Here is a 17497-nt window from a genome sequence, read left to right on the forward strand (position 1 = left end):
AGACCCCCGCCGCCCGGGTTCTGCGGGCGGGGGGGGCGCCCCGCCCACCCGCCCCGCGCGGGGCGGCCCCCCCCCCCCCGCCCCCCCCCGGGGGGGGGGGGGGGGGGCGCCCGCCCCGCCGCCCATTACGTGGGGGTCGCCCTCTTCCACCACGACCCCGGCTCGCTCTCCGCGGCCTTCGTCCACAGCAGGCTGCGCCGGGCCGCGTCACTGCCGCCCGAGGCGCACTTCGTACGGGGCGGCTGGGGCACCCTCGTCGGCCGGATGGCCGACCGCGCACGGGAGCTGGGCGTACGGATCGAGACCGGCGCCCGCGTCACCGAACTCCCCACGGCGCAGGGCCCGGTGATCGTCGCGACCTCCCTGGACGCGGCACGCACCCTGCTCGGTGAGTCCCATCTGCGCTGGCCCAGCGGCCGTACGGCGCTGGTCGACATCGCGCTCAGGACCCGGCGCGGTGACGCCTGGGTGATCTCCGACCTGGACGCGCCGGGCTGGATCGAACGGTTCACCGCGCAGGATCCGACTCTGGCCCCGGCCGGTGAGCAGCTGATCCAGGGGCAGCTGCCACTCGCGCCCGACGCGTCGAAGGCGGACGGCGTCGCCCACGCCGAGCGCCTGCTCGACCTGGGCTTCCCGGGCTGGCGCACACGTGTCACCTGGCGCGGCGCGTCCGTCGCGGCGGGGCGCACGGGCGCGGTCGACCCGCCCGGCACCACCTGGCGCGACCGGCCCGCGATCCGGCGCGGCGACGGGGTGTTCCTCGCGGGCGACCAGACCGCAGCGCCGGGGATGCTCGCGGAGGTCTCCTTCAACAGCGCGATGGAGGCGACCAGCCTGGCCCTGACCTCAAGCGGCCTTGAGGTCAGCCTGCACCCGTAGCGGCAGGCCAGGTGCCCCATGCGGAGAAGGAGCGAACTGCCCCATTCTGTGATCTTCTGGACAGATGAGCGAGCCGGCGACGCCCACCCCGGAGCCCACCAGTCCCGACCAGCCCGACCCCCACCGCTGGTGGGGGCTCGGCATCATCGCGCTGGCGCAGCTGATGGTGGTGCTCGACGCCACCATCGTGAACATCGCCCTGCCGTCCGCGCAGCACGACCTCCACCTGAGCAACGGCAACCGCCAGTGGGTCATCACGGCGTACACCCTGGCGTTCGGCGGACTGCTGCTGCTCGGTGGCCGGGTCGCCGACCTCGTCGGCCGTAAACGCACGTTCATCATCGGTCTGATCGGCTTCGCCGCCGCCTCGGCGCTCGGCGGCGGGGCGGTCAACGGCTCGATGCTCTTCGCGGCCCGCGCGCTCCAGGGTGCGTTCGCGGCGCTGCTCGCGCCGTCCGCGCTGTCCCTGCTCACCACCACCTTCTCGCTGGGCAGGGAGCGCGCCAAGGCGTTCGGGATCTACGGCGCGATCGCGGGCGCGGGTGCCGCGATCGGGCTGCTGCTCGGCGGCGTCCTCACCGAGTACCTCGACTGGCGCTGGTGTCTGTACGTCAATGTGCCCATCGCGGCCATCACCGTGTTCGGCGCCTTCGCCCTGCTCAGCGACCGCCAGGGAGCGCGCGAGAGCCATCTCGACATCCCGGGCGCGATTCTCGGCTGCGGCGGCCTCGTCGCGATCGTCTACGCGGTGAGCGAGGCCGAATCGCACGGCTGGTCCTCGTCCCTCGTCGTCTCCCTGCTCATCGTGGGTGTCGTGCTGCTCGCCGTCTTCGCCTGGTGGCAGACGCGCGCCGCCCACCCCATGCTGCCGCTGCACATCATCAGCAACCGCAGCCGGGCCGGCTCGATGATCACCATGGGGATGGCGACGCTGGCCATGTTCGGCCTCTTCCTCTTCCTGACGTACTACCTCCAGGGCATCCTCGGCTACAGCCCCATGCGCGCGGGGATCGCGTACCTCCCGATGTCCGCGATGATCATCATCGTCTCGACGCAGGTCTCGGCCCGGCTGCTGCACCACGTACCGCCGCGGCTGCTGATGGCGCCCGGGATGCTGATCGGCGCGGGCGGGCTCTTCGCCCTGACCTTCATCGGGACGCACTCCAACTACGTCGAGCACATCCTGCCGGGCACGATGATGCTCGGTCTCGGCATGGGCCTCGTCTTCATGCCGGTGATGGCGACGGCCACCGCGGGCGTCGCCCCACAGGACTCGGGCGTCACGTCGGCGACTGTCAACACGGCCCAGCAGGTGGGCGGATCGATCGGCACGTCCCTGCTCAACACCATCGCCACGACGACCACGGCGAGTTACCTCACCAGCCATATGCGGCCCGGAATCAGCAAGACGGCGCAGGCACAGCTCTCGAAGACCGCGGTGGTGCACGGCTTCAACATCGCGACGGCGTGGGCGGCCGGTTTCATGGTGGTGGGCGCGGTGCTCGCCTTCGTCATGGTGACCGCGGGCTCGCCCAGCCGACGCGAGGCGGCGGAGGCGGAGGCCGCCGGGGCGGCGGGGGGCTGACGGCTCGGCGACCGCCCGCGCAGAGGGGGGCGGCTCAGCGACCGCCCGCCCGCCCGCACACAGGGAGGCAGGCTCAGCGCCCGCCCGCACAGGGGGAGGCAGGCTGAGCGACCGCCCGCACGGACGCACCGACGGAGGCAGCCTCAGCGCCCGCCCGCCGGAGGCGAACCGGCCTCCCAGGCCGCTTCGATCATCCGGAAGATCTCGTCCACCGCGGCCTCCGGGTCGGCCTCCTCGCGGGCCAGCGAATAGGCGTCGATCACGAACCTGGCGATCGTCCGCGCGGCCGTCGCCGACCGCGCCAGGCCGGGTTCGGCGGCGATGGCGGCCGCCAGCGACTCCGCGTGGCGCAGCCTCATCGACTCCTCGTACTTCCGCAGGGCGGGCGACGCGTCGACCATGCGCCAGACCGGGGCGGCGCTGTCCGCCGTGCAGTGGCGCACCAGGGCCTGGATCTCCCTGCGCAGCGCCGGGATGAGCGGCTCGTGCGGTGCCCGGCCGGTGACCGCCCGGGCAAGACGCTGCTCGAACCCTTCGTCCTGCTCGAAGACCAGGGCCTCTTTCGACGCGAAGTGCGAGAAGAGCGTGGTGACGGCCACATCGGCCTCGGCGGCCACATCGCGGATGCCCACCGCGTCGTATCCGCGCTCCAGGAAGAGCCGCAGCGCGGTGTCGGCGATCCTCCGGCGGGTCTCGGCCTTCTTTCGCTCACGGCGTCCGGTCGGCACGGTCATGGCCTGACGCTACCAAATACAAATCCGTAACCGTTACGAAAAGCTAACTGTTAGTGCTACGGTCACCGGCATGAAGAAAGTGAGCTTCGCCGAGTTCGGCGGCCCGGACGTCCTGCACCTCATAGACGCCGATGAGCCCCACGCGGGCCCCGGCCGGATACGTATCGCCGTACGGGTGGCGGGGGTGAACCCCGTCGACTGGAGGATCCGCGAGGGCCAGATCCTCGGGGCCCATCCGACCGAGCTGCCCTCCGGCGTCGGAATCGACGCCTCCGGGGTGGTGGACGAGATCGGTGAGGGCGTCGAAGGGGTCGAGATCGGCGACCGGGTGTTCGGTGAGGGTTCGAGCACCTATGCCGAGTTCGCCGTACTGGGGGCCTGGGCCCGGATGCCCGGGGAGCTGTCGTTCGAAGAGGCGGCCGGGTACCCCTCCGTGGTGGAGACAGCGCTGCGCATCATCCGCGAGACCGGGGTGCGGCCCGGACAGACGCTGCTGGTCAGCGGTGCGTCAGGCGGTGTCGGATCGGCGGTGCTGCAGATCGCCCGGGACCGCGGCATCAAGGTGATCGGCACGGCCGGGGCAGCCAACCAGGACTATCTGCGCAGCCTGGGCGCCCTCGCGACGACGTACGGGGAGGGCTGGGCCGAGCGGGTGCGGCAGCTCGGCCCGGTCGACGCGGCGCTCGATCTGTCCGGCTCGGGCGTGATCCGCGAACTCGTCGGACTGACCGGGGATCCGCGGAAGGTGATCTCCATCGCCGATCTCGGCGCACCGGACCTCGGCGTCCGCTTCTCCGGCGTGGCCGGGAGCGTGCCGGACGCGCTCGCCGAGGCCGCTGCCCTCATCTCACGGGGAAAGCTCCACATCCCGGTCGAGAAGGCGTACCCGCTCGCCGAAGCCGCGGCGGCCCACATCGACAGCAAGGCCGGCCACACCCGCGGCCGCCGCATCGTGGGGGGGGGTTAGGGGGGGGGCGCGGGCTTAGGACCCCGCCGTGTGCGGCCCCCGGGGGTTGGCCGGCGGGGCGGCAGCGGCGGGCGCCGGCGGGGGGGGCGGCGGGGGGGGGGGGTGGGGGGGGGGCGGCTTGTGTCCGGCGGGGTGGCGGCCGGGCCGGGGGGGCGGGGGGGGCCGGCCCGGTCGGCAGTGCGGGCCGGTCGGCAGTGCGGTCGCGCGGCGCGCCGCAACAGACTTCCAGCACGGTCGCGCGGTCCGCACCAACAGGCTCCCGGCACGGTCACACAGCCAGACGCAACGGACTTCCGGGTGGATCCGTCCGGTCGGTAACGGCCATCGCCACCACCCCGGGCCCCCACCCCACCCCGGACCCCCACGCCGAACCCCCGCGCCCGCCGCCCGGCCGCCCAGCCGCTTCGCCCACTGATCGGCGCCGCCCGGCGGCGCCGATTCCGTAGCGGCCCCATCCTTGGACGGAGATCACTCCGGACCGGCGGGAGCGGGATGATGCGGCGGTCGCTGCACTGGTGGAGGGCGCGCATGCGGGCGCGGCAGGCCCGCCTCGCCCGGCTGCGGCAGGACGACGCGACCGTGCTCGACCGCCTGTACGGCACCGCCTACGAGGATGTCCGCTTTCCGGCTCCCCGGGAGTTCGGCGACGTGGAGGCCGCGGACGTGCTGCGGTTCACGCTCGGCCTGGCGCGGGCGCTGTTCGACGCCGGGGCCCGGACCCGGGACATCCAGACGGCCGTCATCGCTGTCACGGCGACCTGGGGCATGCAGTACCTGGAGGTGGGAATCGGCGGGCGGTCGGTCCAGCTCCAGTACGCCCCACCCGGCCGGCGCCCCACCGTCGCGTTCCTCGCCCTGGGCTCGGAGGACACCCGGGATCTCGACCGGCTCGCGGCGCTGCAGCGCCTGACCACGCGGATCGCGGCGACGCGGATGGGGTGCGACGAGGCCGCCCCTGCGCTGCGCCGCCTCACCTCGGGCGGCTCCCGCTGGCCCTGGTGGTTCGGCCTGGCGGGAGGCGCCCTGCTGGCCGCGATGCTGTGCCTGCTCGCTTCCGGCACCGTCCGGGCGGCCTGTGTGTCACCGCTGGTCTTCCTGGTCGCCGAACGGGCCAGCTGGACACTGGGCCGCAGCGGCCTGCCGTCCTTCTACGTGACCACCCTGCGCACCGCCTGCGTCATGGCGGCCGTCATCACACTGATCGACGCCGGTGCGCTCAGCGGCCCGGAGGGGGCGAGTGTGGTCGCGGCCAACGTCATCCTGATGCTTCCGATCCTGTCCGTCGTCTCCCTCACCGAGGACGCCATCGACGGCTTCCCCTCGATGGCCGCCGTCCGCGCCGTCGGCCTGGCCGCCTTCGTCGCGGCCCTGGTAAGCGGGATCCTGATCACCGGCTTCCTGCTCAGGGGGGCGGACACCGACGCGCGCCACACCTCGCTCACCGCGCTTCCGGTGGTTCTCACCCTGGTGACCAGCTGTATCGGTTCACTCGGCAACACCGTGTTCATGGGTGGCGGTCCGCGCCTCGTCCCGTGGGGGATGGCGACCGGGCTGCTGGGCGCAACGGTCAAGGTCGCCGGAACGAGCACGCTGCACTGGTCCACCCCCCTGGCGACGGGCCTGGCCACCGCGGCCATGGGCACGGTCGCCGCCGCCGCGGCGCCCCGCACCGGCATCCCCGCCCGCGCGGTGGTCATCCCTGGCATCGCCGGTGGCGTCCTGCCGGGCCCGGACCTGTACCGGGGCATGCTGCAACTGCTGCTCGGGGTCCCCGGGGCGGGCGGCTATCTGCTGACGACAGTGACGGCGGTCGCCGCGATCGGCGTGGGGACCGTACTGGGGACCATCGTGGGGGCCGGGGCCGAGCGCCAGTGGTGGCGGTACCGCCACACGGCGTCCGGCGGAGCAGGAGTACGGGGAGTGCCGGACGGTTCGGGCCGGGGCTGACCACCTGTCGCACCCCCGGGCCCCTCAAGTTCGTAGCCAAAAACCCGGACACCGACGGGGCGAACTGCCCCACGGTCCGGGTGGACGAGGGTAAGCAGGAGCTTGTGTTGCAGGGCTGGAAAGCGGATGACTCGACGCGGGCCGACTGCCTGGCGGTCGGTCCGGTCCCTGACAGCGAAGAGGTAGTGCGGCTGCCCATGCGCATGGTGGCCGCCATTCGGGAGGCTTGTGATGTGGCGGAACGCTCCTCCGTTCAGTGAACTCCTGGCCGGATGCCGGGAGTCAGCGGTACACCTGGAGATGCGAGACCACTACGACGACCCGGACGAGGCCCCACGCGTCGCGGCCTGGAAGGCGGGCCGGAGGCCGGACCCGGACAACCGTGCATCGTGGTGGCGGCCATGGCTCGACATGGTTGCGGAGACAGTGGAACGCGGCGTGGAGATCCGACGCTCCCGCATCGTGTCGGAACCGGTCAGCGAATACACCCGCTACCTGTATGACGGGACCTTCACGAATATCGCGGCCGGTGAACAAATCAGGTGGTTGCCCCGACAGCGGGCATCAGACATCGCTCTGCCGGGCAACGATTTTTGGTTGTTCGACGGCCGTCTCGTCAGGTTCGGACATTTCTCAGGCGAGGGCACTTACCTGGGGGACGAGGTAACCGACGAGCCAGCCGTGGCAAAGCTCTGCGGTGAGGCTTTCGAGAACGTGTGGGCAAGAGCGACGCCGCACGAGGATTACCGGATCTGACCAGCATTCGCCAACGGCCTCGAACGCGATCTGGCCGCAGTGGTCGCAGGGCTCTCCACTCCTTGGAACTCGGGCGTCGTCGAGGGCCACGTCAACCGGATCAAGATGCTCAAGCGCCAGATGTATAGCCGGGCCGGCTTCCAGCTCTTGCGGAAGCGAGTCCTACTCGCGGGATGAACCCTTGCGCGCCGCGATAGATTACGGGCGACACGAGAGAAGAACTCGCATGGACTCCCGCATCCCGCGGCTGCGACGCAAACTGGCACGCATCCCCTACACACCCAACCGAAGCCACTCATTCGGCGAAGAACAGCACGAATTTCACCTCGGCCCCCGCCTGCCCAAGGCTCAGGCAGATGCCTTCGAAGCCGAGCATGACGTGGAACTCCCACAGCCTTATCGAGACTTCCTCACGAACATGGGCGGCAGCGGTGCGTCCCCGTACTACGGACTGATCCCGCTGGGAAGCTGCACCCTCTTCACGATGAACCCCAGAACTGCCAGCACCGGTTCAAGAGGATTCAGCCGGGCCTACCGCCCCACACGCGACGGTCACCTCTTCCTGCACGTCATAGAACGTGGCTGCAGCGATCTCGTCCTCATAGGCGTAACCGGCCCTCTCGCCGGGCGCATATTCATCGGCAACGCCGACGGCTTCTGGGGCCCGAACGCCTCCTCAGCCCCGGACTTTCTCGCCTGGTACGAACGATGGCTCGACCACATGGCCGCCGGACTGGACAACCGAGCACTGGAACTCGCCTCGCCTCGGCTCCACGCCCACCCAAATCGGTACCGTCTCGCTTCGAAGATCTGACTTTCCGTGACCACTCCACAGAAGTTGAGCCAGAACCAAGCGGCGCTGTGGCCCGCCTCACGGTCCAGAAGGACGGGACAGCCTTGGGCCCGTTCGTGGGGTCGTCCGCCTTCATGCGCATTCGGCAGCAACGCATGGTGCGTAAACACACGCGGGACTATCTGGGTGGCAAGCCCTGGCCCGCAGACGGCCGACAGAGCGCCACCCGCGTGTCCCCGGAAGCCGTGGGCGGATGGCTGGAGATGTTCGCTATCGGCCTCCAGACCATCGGCATGTTCCCGTGGGCGGAGGAGTACCACGACGGTTCGTACACTCTCTGGCTTCGGGATACGGCGGTCTCCTCCTGGGCCACAGTCGATTACGTGCCACAACAGAGCACGTTCGCGGTCTATCAGTCCGGCCCCCGGCGGTTGTGGGATGAGGTGGAGGCCGCGTTCCTGTGGTGGAACCAGCAGGGGCGGCCAGGCTTCGGGAGGCTGGGCCTGACCGTGGATGCCAAGTCCGGCAAGCACACACCGTGGCTCCTGTCCCCGGACCATCCGCTTCCCGTCATGGGGTGACCGCCCACTGACCGGCCCCGGTTACCCGCTCCCCCGTGACGGACGGCCGGGGCCCTCGCCTCGCGCGCACCTCGCCCGGTCCCGCCTACTCCACCCTGCCTATTCCACCCCGCCTATTCCACCCGCCCGCCCAGCGCCGCCAGTGCCCCGTCAGTCAGCCGGTAGACCGTCCACTCGTCCTGCGGCCGGGCGCCCAGGGACTCGTAGAAGTTGATCGACGGCTCGTTCCAGTTCAGGACCGACCACTCCAGCCGCTCGTACCCGCGCTCCACGCAGGTCCGCGCCAGTTCGGTCAGCAGGGCCTTGCCGTAGCCGCCGCCGCGTAGTTCCGGGCGTACGTAGAGGTCCTCCAGGTAGATCCCGTGGACCCCGCGCCAAGTGGAGAAGTTGAGGAACCACAGGGCGAACCCGGCGGTCTCGCCCTCCGGGGTCTGCGCGAGGAACGCGAAAGCCGCCGGGCGCTCGCCGAACAGCGCCTCGTGCAACTGCGCCTCGGTGGCGCGGGCTTCGTCCAGGGCCTTCTCGTACTCCGCGAGCTCACGGATCATCGTGTGGATGACGGGGACGTCGGCGGGTGTGGCGTTGCGAATCATGCGCGCAGACTAACCAAGGGCCCCCGGCGCCAGCAGGGTCCGGGCGATCTCCGTCATCTCGGGGCTCAGCCGGCGGGCGCCCTCCGCCACCGTCCAGAGGCTGTTCTGCAGGACGCGTCCCAGGGTCCAGGCGCGCGCCCGCTCCCGGTCCCGCGCCATCCCCAGCGCATCGGTCATCAGGTCGAACCGGCGCAGCAGCCGGCCCTCCCCGAAGCGGTTCCACAGGGCGGGCAGCAGCTCGAAGCCCGGGTCGCCCGCGAGCGGCTTCGGGTCGATCGCCAGCCAGGGTTCGCGGTCCGCCGCCAGGACGTTGTCGAAATGCAGGTCCCAGTGGAGCAGCCGGTCCCCCGGTTCGTCCGCCACCTCCCGTACGGCTGCCGCGCAGCTCTCCAGCAACCGCCGTTCCGCTCCGTCGGCCAGGGAGCCGGCGGCCTCCGGTACGTGGTCGAGCATCCGGGCCGTGATGTCGGCGAGCCGCCGCGTCCCGTCCGGTGCGGGTACGGAGGTCAGCCGGGCGAGCAGCCCCGCGATGACCTCGGTCGCCGCCAGGACGTCCGGTACCGAAGCCAGCGGCCTGCCCTCGTCCAGCCGTTCCAGGAGCATGGTCCCGGTCGCCGGGTCGTGGTCGAGGAGCCGGACGGCGCCCCGGCCGCCCCAGGCCCGCAGCGCGACCGGCTCCCCCTCGGTCTCCGCGTCCACCTCCTGCAGCTTCAGTGCGGCCCGCGCTCCGTCGGCCGTACGCACCACGGGCAGCACGACCGCGACCCGTCCCCGCATCGGCGGGCCCTCCTGCCGCAGCCCCCACCTGTCCAGGAACTCCCGGGCCAGGTCCGCTGCGGGGTGCGCATCAGGTACGGGGTGCGTGTCCGCCGCTCCGCCACTCGTCGCGCCGCCGCCGTCCGCCACGGAGCGCGGCCCGCCGTCCGCCGCCACGCCGTCGCCCGTCTGTTCGCTCACGTCCCGTTCCCTCTCCCTCGGCCCGGCGCATCGGCAGGCCCGGCCCCGCACACTGGCTCCGCGTACCGGCCCCGCCCACCGCCCCCGCCCGGCGCGGTGACCCCCGCGCCACCGGGGACGAAGCAGCAGAATCGGCGCATGAACCGCGTCCGCCACGCCGTCGCCTCGTACATCCGCAGCGCCCCGGGCACCTACGTCTGGCTGGTCATCCTCTTCCTCACCACTATCGCGCTGCACCAGATGTCACCCGGGTTCGAGCGGCACTACCTCGGCAGGCGCTCCACCAATATCCATGAACTGTCCACCCACCCCGTCCGGGTGCTGATCCAGAGCGCGATGTACATCGACGGCGGTGGCTGGATCTCGTACGCCGTGCTCTACACCGTCTTCCACGCGCCGGCCGAACGCTGGCTCGGCACGCTCCGCTGGCTCTGTGTCGCCGCCCTCGCGCATGTCCTCGCCTCCTTCATCAGCGAGGGCGCCCTGCTCTGGGCGATCCACCACCACCGGGCCCCCGAATCGGCCGTCAACACCCTGGACGTGGGCGTGAGTTACGCGCTCGCCGGGGTGATCGCCGTACTGACCTACCGGATCGCACGTCCCTGGCGCTGGGTGTATCTGGCCGGGGTACTCGTGGGGTCCGGCCTGCCGCTGTTCACCGACCGCACCTTCACCGACCTGGGCCACTTCGCCTCGGTCCTCATCGGGCTGGCCTGCTACCCGCTGACCCGGCACATCGGCGCCGCCCCGTGGAACCCGCTGAACCTGCTGCCCCTCCTGCGGCGCTACGCTCCCGGCAACCGCCGGCGGAACACCGAACGGCCCTGATCAAGCGGTCCGACCCGGCGGACCGGTCCAGAAGGCAGAGGTCCCCATGCGCTCCACAGTCAGTGGCACAGTCAACGGCACCGTCAACGGCGGCATATCGTTCTGGTACGCGGACCGGGGCACCCCTCTCGCCCGCGAGCCGCTGCCGGGCGACGCGAGCACCGACGTGGTGATCGTCGGCGGCGGGTACACCGGGCTGTGGACGGCGTACTACCTCAAGAAGGCCGTCCCGTTCCTCAACATCACCGTGCTCGAAGCCCGGTTCTGCGGGTACGGCGCGTCCGGCCGCAACGGCGGCTGGCTCTACAACGGCATCGCGGGCCGCGACCGGTACGCGAAGCTGCACGGCCACGAAGCGGCCGTCCGTCTCCAGCAGGCCATGAACGACACGGTGGCGGAGGTCGTCAGGACAGCGGCCGACGAGTCGATCGACGCCGACATCCAGCAGGGCGGCGTACTCGAAGTCGCCCACACACCGGCCCAGTTGCGGCGGCTCAAGGACTTCCACGCGGCGGAGACCGCCTTCGGCGAGACCGACCGCACCCTGCACGGCGCCCGCGAGACCGCCGAGCGGATCCGGGTCACCGGGGCCATCGGCTCGACCTGGACCCCGCACGGCGCGCGGCTGCACCCGGCGAAACTGGTCCAGGGCCTGGCCGAGACCGTCGAGGCACTCGGCGTCACCCTCCACGAGTCGACCCCGGTCACCGAGATCAGGCCCAAGCACGCGGTCACCCCGTACGGAACGGTCCGCGCGCCCTACATCCTGCGCTGCACCGAGGGATACACGGCCGGTATCAAGGGCGCCCGGCGCAGCTGGCTCCCGATGAACTCCTCGATGATCGCCACCGAGCCGCTGCCGCAGTCCGTCTGGGACACCATCGGCTGGGAGGGCGGCGAGACGCTGGGCGACATGGCGCACGCGTACATGTACGCGCAGCGCACCGCCGACGGCCGGATCGCGCTCGGCGGACGCGGTGTCCCGTACCGCTACGGCTCGCGCGCCGCCCGCTCCGACCGCGCCGGGCGCACCGAGCCCGCCACCATCGAAGCGCTGCGCGAGATCCTGGTCCGCTTCTTTCCGGCCACGGCGGGCGTACGGATCGACCACGCCTGGTCGGGGGTGCTCGGCGTCCCGCGCGACTGGTGCGCGACCGTCACCCTGGACCGGTCGACGGGCCTCGGCTGGGCGGGCGGGTACGTCGGTTCAGGTGTGGCCACCGCCAATCTGGCCGCCCGTACGCTGCGTGACCTGATCCAGCAGGACTCCGGCCAGTCCGGGCCTACCGACCTGACCACGCTGCCCTGGGTGAACCACAAGGTCCGCAACTGGGAGCCAGAGCCGCTGCGCTGGCTGGGCGTGCACGGGATGTACCGGGCGTACCGGGCGGCGGACGCCCGCGAACTGACCGCCCGCAGCACGGCGACCGACCGGATCGCCATGCTGGCGGACCGGATCGCGGGGCGCTGAGGGCCTGCTTGCCGCGTCTTCCGCAAGCCCCGCCCCGCCCCGCCCAGCCCAGCCCCGTCCCCCCGCAAGTCCCCCGGTACGGAAGGTAATCGGGAGTTCACGGTCGGCTCACGCGTGGTAGACACAGAGCAGGCACAGAGCAGGCACAGCAGTGCAGTGACGGTCCCGGGCGTCTCGGTGCCCGGGACCGCTTACCGGGGGGATGCGGTATGTCCGGGGACCGGCGGGGCGGGGACCGGCAGGGTGAGGCGGCGAGAGGGAGCGCGCCAATGGGCCCTGACGGCATGAGAGTCGGTGGTGTCGGGGACGTGGAGGGGGGCGCTGCCGGTCCGGACTCATCGGCCGGGTTCGGGCCGCCCGAGGTGCTGGGGGCGTCCGGCGGGCCGAGCGGTTACGGCGGCCTGGAAGGTCACAGCGTTCACAGCGGTTACGGCAGTGACAGCGGCCCCAGCAACCCCACCGAACCCGGTGGATTCGGCCCGCCGCCGCCCGCCGCTCCCCCGATGCCGGCCGTCCCGCCCACGCCTCCCACCCCGCCCGCCCCGGCGGACCCGATGCGGGCCGCGGCCGTGGCGCTGCTCAACCTCAGCGGGCTGGGCCTCGGTTATCTGCTGCTCAGGCGGTGGCCCGCCCTCGCTGTGTGCTGGGCGGCGACCGGTGCGCTGCTGGTGCTCGCCCTGCCCGCGGACCCGGACGGTGTGCCCGCCGGCGTACTCGTCGCGTACCTCGGCGTGCTGGTCCTGGCCGCGGCCCACGGCGCGTACCGCGCTCTGCGGCACCACATCATCCGGCCGCCGCGGTCGCCCGTCGCACTCGCGCTCGGCCTGGTGCTGCTGGCCGCACCGGTCGGCGGTGCCGTGCTGTACGAAGGGGCGCGCGACGAGGCCGCCCAGCAGCTGCTCCTCGACCGGCTCGCCGACGCGGACCGGCTGGTCACCCAAGCGAAGAGCGAGGACTTCCCGGTGGCCCGGGTGTCCTACGGCAAGGCCCTGGCCGCGTACCACGACCTCGGCGTCCACCACCCGGGCTCCCGCGCCGCCCGCCGCGTCCCGGCGTCGCTGCACACGTACTACGAGACGGTAGCCACCCCGTTCCGCGAGAAGAAGTACTGCGCCGCCGTCGAACCGCTCGCCTATCTGCGGACGGTGCCCGGGACCTACGGCAGGAAGCAGCTGGGCGCACTGGCCGGATGGCCCGACGACAAGCTCGCCACCTCGCTGTACGAGTGCGGGGTGACCGGCCTCGGCACCGGGAAGGACGTCGTGTCACCGACCGGGAGCCTCGGGCAGCTGCTCACGGCCTTCCCCGCGTCCCGGCAGGCCGCGAAGGTCGAACCGGCCGTCAGCTCCGCGATCGACAAGGCCGCGGGCGAGCTGAAGGGGTCCGCGCCGTGCGCGGCCAACGACCGTCTGAAGAACCTCCAGGGACAGGCCGTCGGCCTGCCGGGCAAGGAGGCGGGCGTGGACGCGGCGCTGACGGACGCGCTGCGCGAGGACGCGGCGACCGCGGGCCGGAAGGTCCAGGCGGGTACGTACATCTGCGGTCTCGACCAGTACCGGAAGGGCGACTTCGGCGGAGCGCTGAAGACGCTGACCGACTTCGCGAGCGCCTACCGCGGCGACCGGAACCGCGCCCGCGCCCAGAAGACCGCCATCGCCGCGGAGATCGCGCAGAGCGAGCCGGGGGCGGGCAAGCGGCTGCCGTCGATGGCGTCCGGCGGCAGCATCCCGGTGACGATCAGCAACGACAGCCCGGACGAGGTCGAGATCCTCTACACCGGCCCGGTCACCGGCAGCTTCACCCTCAAGGCGTGCAAGGGCTGTTCGGCGTACTCCAGCAGCGCATCGGCGCAGACGAACGCCTGCAAGGGCGGCAGGAGCTACCCGGAGCGGACCATCTCCCTGCCGCCCGGCACCTCGTACTTCCTGCACAAGTCCCTGAACAGCTCGACCACCACATCGGGCAGCAACACGGCCAGGATCCAGCCGGGTTACACGTACACGGAGTGCGCGTACGTGGTCCAGGGCACCGGTTCGGGCTATACGTCCTGAACCGGCCCGGTCCCGTACGTATGTGATCCACCGGCCAGGGGCGGCGCCGGCTCAGAACCCGGTGCCGCCCGTGAGAACGTCCCGGGCGTCCGGCATGGCAGGCCGCCCGCCGGACTCAGGGTCCGGGTTCTGGCCCGGGTCCTGGTCCGGGTCCGGGTTCTCGGCGGCGAGGGTGAGCGCCCTGAGCCCCACGACCAGCCCGGAGCGTACGTCCACCGGCAGCCGGCCCACCAGCGCGGCGACTTCGCGGTGGCGGTGCTCAAGGACCGTGGCGACCAGCGCCGCGCCCTCGTCGGTGGTCCGCAGCACGACCTCCCGCCGGTTGGCCGGGTTGGCCTTGCGGTCGACCAGCCCGCCCGCCTCCAGCCGGTCCACCATCCGCATCGCCGTCGACGCGTTGACCTCCAGGACGGCCGCGAGCGCCGCCAGCTTCACCGGCCCGCTGGAGTCGAGCACCACCAGGGTCCGCAGCTGCGGAAGGGTCAGCGCGCTGCCGACCTCGGCGAGGGCACGCGCCGAGAGCCCGACGAGCAGCCGCGCGGCGGCCATCACGGCTGCGGTGACCTCGTCGGTCTCGTCCCCGGCCGCGCCCCTGGCTCCGTTCCCCGCCACACCCGCGGACACGTCTCCGGCCGCACCCCCGGACACGTCACCGGCCACGCCCCCCGACATGCCTCCGGCCGCGTCCTCGGCCATGCCCCCGGTCGCGTCCCCGGCGCGGCTGCCCGCAGCCGTCTGCTCGCCCGTCATGCGGTCCGTCCACCGTTTCCGGCCGCCGGGCTGTCCACCCGGGCGGTCCTGTCGGCCGGGGTCCACCCCGGCTGCTCATCAGGCCGTACATCAGGCTGTTCGGCAGGCCGTTCGTCAGGCCCTTCGGCAGACCCTTCGTCAGGCCGTTCGTCAGACTGACCAGCGGGCGCGTTCATCGGACCGCGCCCATCATTGCAGTCTGCAATGATAGTCTCGGTCCCGCGCACCACGCACCGCTCGGACGTGCCGCTCAGGCACCCCGCTCGACACACCGCTGATCCGTACCTCACCAGTATCCGGGCATCCGTACCCGACACCTCGCGCGCCACGGACCGCCCCACCCGTACTGCCGCCCTCCGCACAGGGCACCGGCAGCTCCCTGGGCAATGACGCCCTCAGGGTCTTCCGCCCGGAAGGCCCCACGCCCGCGCGTGAACCCACTCGGTACGCAGGACACCGGCACCCGCCCCGTCGCGGTGGACCGGTGGCCTTCTTCCGTGTGCCCGCGACGGCTCTGCCCCTGCCTGCACCACCGACGGAGGAGAACCCGTGATTCCGCACCCCCCTGCCCCGGACCCCGCACACACCCCCGGCCGGCTCGCCCCTCCCCCACAGAAGGTGAAGAGCCTGGCGGACTTCCGTGTCCCGCCCCGGGTCGCGCTGATCGCCGTACTCGCCCTGCCGGTCGGCGCCGCCGCGGCGCTCGTGGCCGTGGGGCTGCTGAAGCTGATCGAGCTCTTCACCAACCTCTGCTTCCACGGCCGGTTCGCCTTCGGCGCCACCACCCCTGGCTCCACCTCGCACTGGTGGCTGATCCTCTTCATGCCCGTCGTGGGCGGGCTGGTCATCGGCCTGATGGCCCGGTACGGATCGGAGAAGATCCGCGGCCACGGAATGCCGGAGGCCATCGAGTCGATCCTGTTCGGCGCCAGCAAGGTGCAGCCCAGGCTGGCGGTGCTCAAGCCCGTCTCGTCGGCCATCGGTATCGGCACCGGCGGGCCGTTCGGCGCCGAGGGACCGATCATCATGACCGGCGGGGCGGTCGGTTCGATACTCGCCCAGTTCCTCCATGTCACCACCGACGAACGCAAGACCCTGCTGGTCGCGGGCTCCGCCGCCGGTATGGCGGCCACCTTCAACTCCCCGCTGGCCGCGATCCTGCTCGCCGTCGAGCTGCTGCTCTTCGAGTGGCGCCCCCGCTCGTACATCCCCGTGGCGGTCGCCGCGGTCACCGCGACGCTGGTCCGCGGTCCGATCCTGGGCACCGCCCCGCTCTTCGCCGGCGCCCATGTCCCGGACCGGCTGCCGCTCTCCGCATACGGGCTGTGTCTGGTCTCCGGGATCGGCGCCGGGCTGCTCGCACTCGGCGCGACAGCGCTGGTGTACTTCTCGGAGGACATGTTCGCCAAGCTGCCGCTGCACTGGATGTGGTGGCCGGCCATCGGCGGCCTGATCATCGGCGTCGGCGGGCTCTTCGAGCCCCGCGCGCTGGGCGTCGGGTACGACGTCATCGACCAGCTCCTCACCGGCCGGGCCACCGTGGGGCTGATCATCGGCATCCTGGTGGTCAAGACCCTGATCTGGGGCCTCTCGCTGGGCTCGGGGACCTCGGGCGGCGTACTCGCCCCGATGTTCATGATCGGCGGGGCGCTCGGCGCGGCCGAGGGGCTGGTCTTCCCGGCCGTGAGCCCCGGCTTCTGGGCCCTGGTCTCGCTGGCCGGGGTACTCGGCGGAGTCATGCGCTCCCCGCTGACCGGCATCGTCTTCTGCCTCGAACTGACCCATGAGATGAACGCCCTGCTCCCCATGGTGATCACCGCGTCCTCCGCCTACCTCCTCTCGGTGATCATCCTCAAGCGCTCGGTCCTCACCGAGAAGCTCGCCCGCCGGGGTCTGCACCTCACCCGGGAGTACTCGGTGGACCCGCTGGAGGTCCATCTCGTACGGCAGCTCGAATCCCCCATCACCGCGACGTTCCGCACCGACGAGACGGTGGCCGACATCAAGCGGGAGCTGGCCGCTCCGCACGGCAGCCATGACGTCGACGGCTTCCTCGCCCAGCGGCTCTACCCCGTGATGGACCCGGCGGGACATCTGGCCGGTGTCGTCACCCGCTCCGACTTCCTGTTCAGCGCCCCTGACGACCCCACCCCGCTCGGCGAACTCGCCAGGCCCGCGGTGACCGCGTACCCCGACGAGACCCTGCGCACCCTCGCCAACCGTATGGCGGCGCACCACGTCACCCGGGTGGTGATCGTCGGCCGGGACGATCCGGACCGGCTCGAAGGGCTGCTCAGCCTGCGGCAGTTGCTCGAAGCCCGCCGGATAGACCTGCATGAGGAGCAGCACGCCGAGCGCTTCCTCAGCCTCGTACCGCGCAGGTTCCAGCAGGGCGTGCTCCAGCGGCAGGACGGATAGCGGCGGCCGGGCCGGGCCAGGACCGGCCCGGCCCGGATCGCACGGCGGGGCGGCCGATGCGCGTACCGGCCACCGCACGGCGCTGTTCGCGTACGGCCTCTTGTCAGCGCCCCGGACGCACAGCAGACTGCTGCCCGAGGGACAGACATTGGATGTCTAGACCATTCTGGGTCATTCATTCCCC

14 protein-coding genes and 2 pseudogenes are annotated in these 17497 nt (G+C 71.9%); 12 read left to right on the forward strand and 4 right to left on the reverse strand.

Annotation, left to right across the window (positions count from 1 at the left end; translation table 11 throughout):
• Nucleotides 1-102 precede the first annotated feature (102 nt).
• Both ACFXBC_RS18190 and ACFXBC_RS18195 read left to right on the forward strand, forming a co-directional pair.
• Nucleotides 103-882: pseudogene (locus ACFXBC_RS18190) on the forward strand (FAD-dependent oxidoreductase); the annotation flags it as partial.
• A gap of 64 nt (nt 883-946) precedes the next feature.
• A complete protein-coding gene (locus ACFXBC_RS18195; RefSeq protein ID WP_385024725.1) occupies nt 947-2467 on the forward strand; it encodes an MFS transporter in 1521 nt (506 codons plus the stop codon).
• Between the two features lie 143 nt (nt 2468-2610).
• On the opposite strand, the gene ACFXBC_RS18200 is transcribed toward ACFXBC_RS18195, so the two are convergent.
• A complete protein-coding gene (locus ACFXBC_RS18200) occupies nt 2611-3201 on the reverse strand; it encodes a TetR/AcrR family transcriptional regulator (protein WP_385024727.1) in 591 nt (196 codons plus the stop codon).
• A 70-nt stretch (nt 3202-3271) separates the two neighbouring features.
• Here ACFXBC_RS18200 and ACFXBC_RS18205 point away from each other — a divergent pair, with 70 nt between their 5' ends.
• The 6 genes and pseudogenes from ACFXBC_RS18205 (at nt 3272) to ACFXBC_RS18230 (ending at nt 8245) form a co-directional block, all read left to right on the forward strand.
• Entirely contained in the window at nt 3272-4168 is an 897-nt protein-coding gene (locus ACFXBC_RS18205) for an NADP-dependent oxidoreductase (RefSeq protein ID WP_385024729.1), read from the forward strand.
• A gap of 528 nt (nt 4169-4696) precedes the next feature.
• Nucleotides 4697-6115 carry a threonine/serine exporter family protein gene (locus ACFXBC_RS18210; protein ID WP_385024731.1) on the forward strand — a complete coding sequence of 473 codons (1419 nt, stop codon included), beginning with the start codon at nt 4697-4699 and terminating at the stop codon, nt 6113-6115.
• Nucleotides 6116-6346: 231 nt separating this feature from the next.
• Complete coding sequence (locus ACFXBC_RS18215) at nt 6347-6871, forward strand: DUF6879 family protein (protein WP_385024733.1); 525 nt, start codon at nt 6347-6349, stop codon at nt 6869-6871.
• Nucleotides 6872-6880: 9 nt separating this feature from the next.
• Nucleotides 6881-7048 (forward strand): annotated as a pseudogene (locus tag ACFXBC_RS18220) (ISL3 family transposase); the annotation flags it as partial.
• A gap of 49 nt (nt 7049-7097) precedes the next feature.
• A complete protein-coding gene (locus ACFXBC_RS18225; RefSeq protein ID WP_385024735.1) occupies nt 7098-7685 on the forward strand; it encodes an SMI1/KNR4 family protein in 588 nt (195 codons plus the stop codon).
• Nucleotides 7686-7768: 83 nt separating this feature from the next.
• Complete coding sequence (locus ACFXBC_RS18230; RefSeq protein ID WP_385024737.1) at nt 7769-8245, forward strand: hypothetical protein; 477 nt, start codon at nt 7769-7771, stop codon at nt 8243-8245.
• Between the two features lie 113 nt (nt 8246-8358).
• Here ACFXBC_RS18230 and ACFXBC_RS18235 read toward each other — a convergent pair whose 3' ends face one another.
• Both ACFXBC_RS18235 and ACFXBC_RS18240 read right to left on the reverse strand, forming a co-directional pair.
• Nucleotides 8359-8838, reverse strand: a complete 480-nt coding sequence (locus tag ACFXBC_RS18235) for a GNAT family N-acetyltransferase (RefSeq protein WP_385024739.1) — start codon at nt 8836-8838, stop codon at nt 8359-8361.
• Nucleotides 8839-8847: 9 nt separating this feature from the next.
• Nucleotides 8848-9795 (reverse strand): aminoglycoside phosphotransferase family protein, encoded by a 948-nt coding sequence (locus ACFXBC_RS18240; protein ID WP_385024741.1) that lies wholly within the window; start codon nt 9793-9795, stop codon nt 8848-8850.
• Between the two features lie 138 nt (nt 9796-9933).
• Here ACFXBC_RS18240 and ACFXBC_RS18245 point away from each other — a divergent pair, with 138 nt between their 5' ends.
• The 3 genes from ACFXBC_RS18245 to ACFXBC_RS18255 all read left to right on the forward strand — a co-directional run bounded on the left by ACFXBC_RS18245 (nt 9934) and on the right by ACFXBC_RS18255 (nt 14145).
• Nucleotides 9934-10623, forward strand: a complete 690-nt coding sequence (locus ACFXBC_RS18245) for a rhomboid-like protein (RefSeq protein ID WP_385024743.1) — start codon at nt 9934-9936, stop codon at nt 10621-10623.
• Nucleotides 10624-10669: 46 nt separating this feature from the next.
• Nucleotides 10670-12094, forward strand: coding sequence for an NAD(P)/FAD-dependent oxidoreductase (locus ACFXBC_RS18250; RefSeq protein WP_385024745.1), 1425 nt, complete (start codon nt 10670-10672; stop codon nt 12092-12094).
• A gap of 269 nt (nt 12095-12363) precedes the next feature.
• The gene (locus ACFXBC_RS18255; protein ID WP_385024747.1) at nt 12364-14145 is read left to right on the forward strand and encodes a hypothetical protein; all 1782 of its coding nucleotides are present in this window, start codon (nt 12364-12366) and stop codon (nt 14143-14145) included.
• A 51-nt stretch (nt 14146-14196) separates the two neighbouring features.
• On the opposite strand, the gene ACFXBC_RS18260 is transcribed toward ACFXBC_RS18255, so the two are convergent.
• On the reverse strand, nt 14197-14694 hold the full coding sequence (locus ACFXBC_RS18260; RefSeq protein ID WP_385024844.1) for a MarR family winged helix-turn-helix transcriptional regulator: 498 nt from the start codon (nt 14692-14694) through the stop codon (nt 14197-14199).
• 750 nt (nt 14695-15444) lie between these two features.
• On the opposite strand from ACFXBC_RS18260, the gene ACFXBC_RS18265 reads away from it, so the two are divergent.
• Complete coding sequence (locus ACFXBC_RS18265) at nt 15445-17313, forward strand: chloride channel protein (RefSeq protein ID WP_385024749.1); 1869 nt, start codon at nt 15445-15447, stop codon at nt 17311-17313.
• Nucleotides 17314-17497 lie beyond the last annotated feature (184 nt).

Source organism: Streptomyces sp. NPDC059398, from assembly GCF_042751845.1.
Classification (GTDB): Bacteria; Actinomycetota; Actinomycetes; order Streptomycetales; family Streptomycetaceae; genus Streptomyces.

Excerpts from the sequence above, each read along its gene's own strand:
- ACFXBC_RS18195 (WP_385024725.1), top strand. The coding sequence starts at position 947 with ATGAGCGAGCCGGCGACGCCCACCCCGGAGCCCACCAGTCCCGACCAG.
- ACFXBC_RS18200 (WP_385024727.1), bottom strand. The coding sequence starts at position 3,201 with ATGACCGTGCCGACCGGACGCCGTGAGCGAAAGAAGGCCGAGACCCGC.
- ACFXBC_RS18205 (WP_385024729.1), top strand. The coding sequence starts at position 3,272 with ATGAAGAAAGTGAGCTTCGCCGAGTTCGGCGGCCCGGACGTCCTGCAC.
- ACFXBC_RS18210 (WP_385024731.1), top strand. The coding sequence starts at position 4,697 with ATGCGGGCGCGGCAGGCCCGCCTCGCCCGGCTGCGGCAGGACGACGCG.
- ACFXBC_RS18215 (WP_385024733.1), top strand. The coding sequence starts at position 6,347 with ATGTGGCGGAACGCTCCTCCGTTCAGTGAACTCCTGGCCGGATGCCGG.
- ACFXBC_RS18225 (WP_385024735.1), top strand. The coding sequence starts at position 7,098 with ATGGACTCCCGCATCCCGCGGCTGCGACGCAAACTGGCACGCATCCCC.
- ACFXBC_RS18235 (WP_385024739.1), bottom strand. The coding sequence starts at position 8,838 with ATGATTCGCAACGCCACACCCGCCGACGTCCCCGTCATCCACACGATG.
- ACFXBC_RS18245 (WP_385024743.1), top strand. The coding sequence starts at position 9,934 with ATGAACCGCGTCCGCCACGCCGTCGCCTCGTACATCCGCAGCGCCCCG.
- ACFXBC_RS18250 (WP_385024745.1), top strand. The coding sequence starts at position 10,670 with ATGCGCTCCACAGTCAGTGGCACAGTCAACGGCACCGTCAACGGCGGC.
- ACFXBC_RS18255 (WP_385024747.1), top strand. The coding sequence starts at position 12,364 with ATGGGCCCTGACGGCATGAGAGTCGGTGGTGTCGGGGACGTGGAGGGG.
- ACFXBC_RS18260 (WP_385024844.1), bottom strand. The coding sequence starts at position 14,694 with ATGGCCGCCGCGCGGCTGCTCGTCGGGCTCTCGGCGCGTGCCCTCGCC.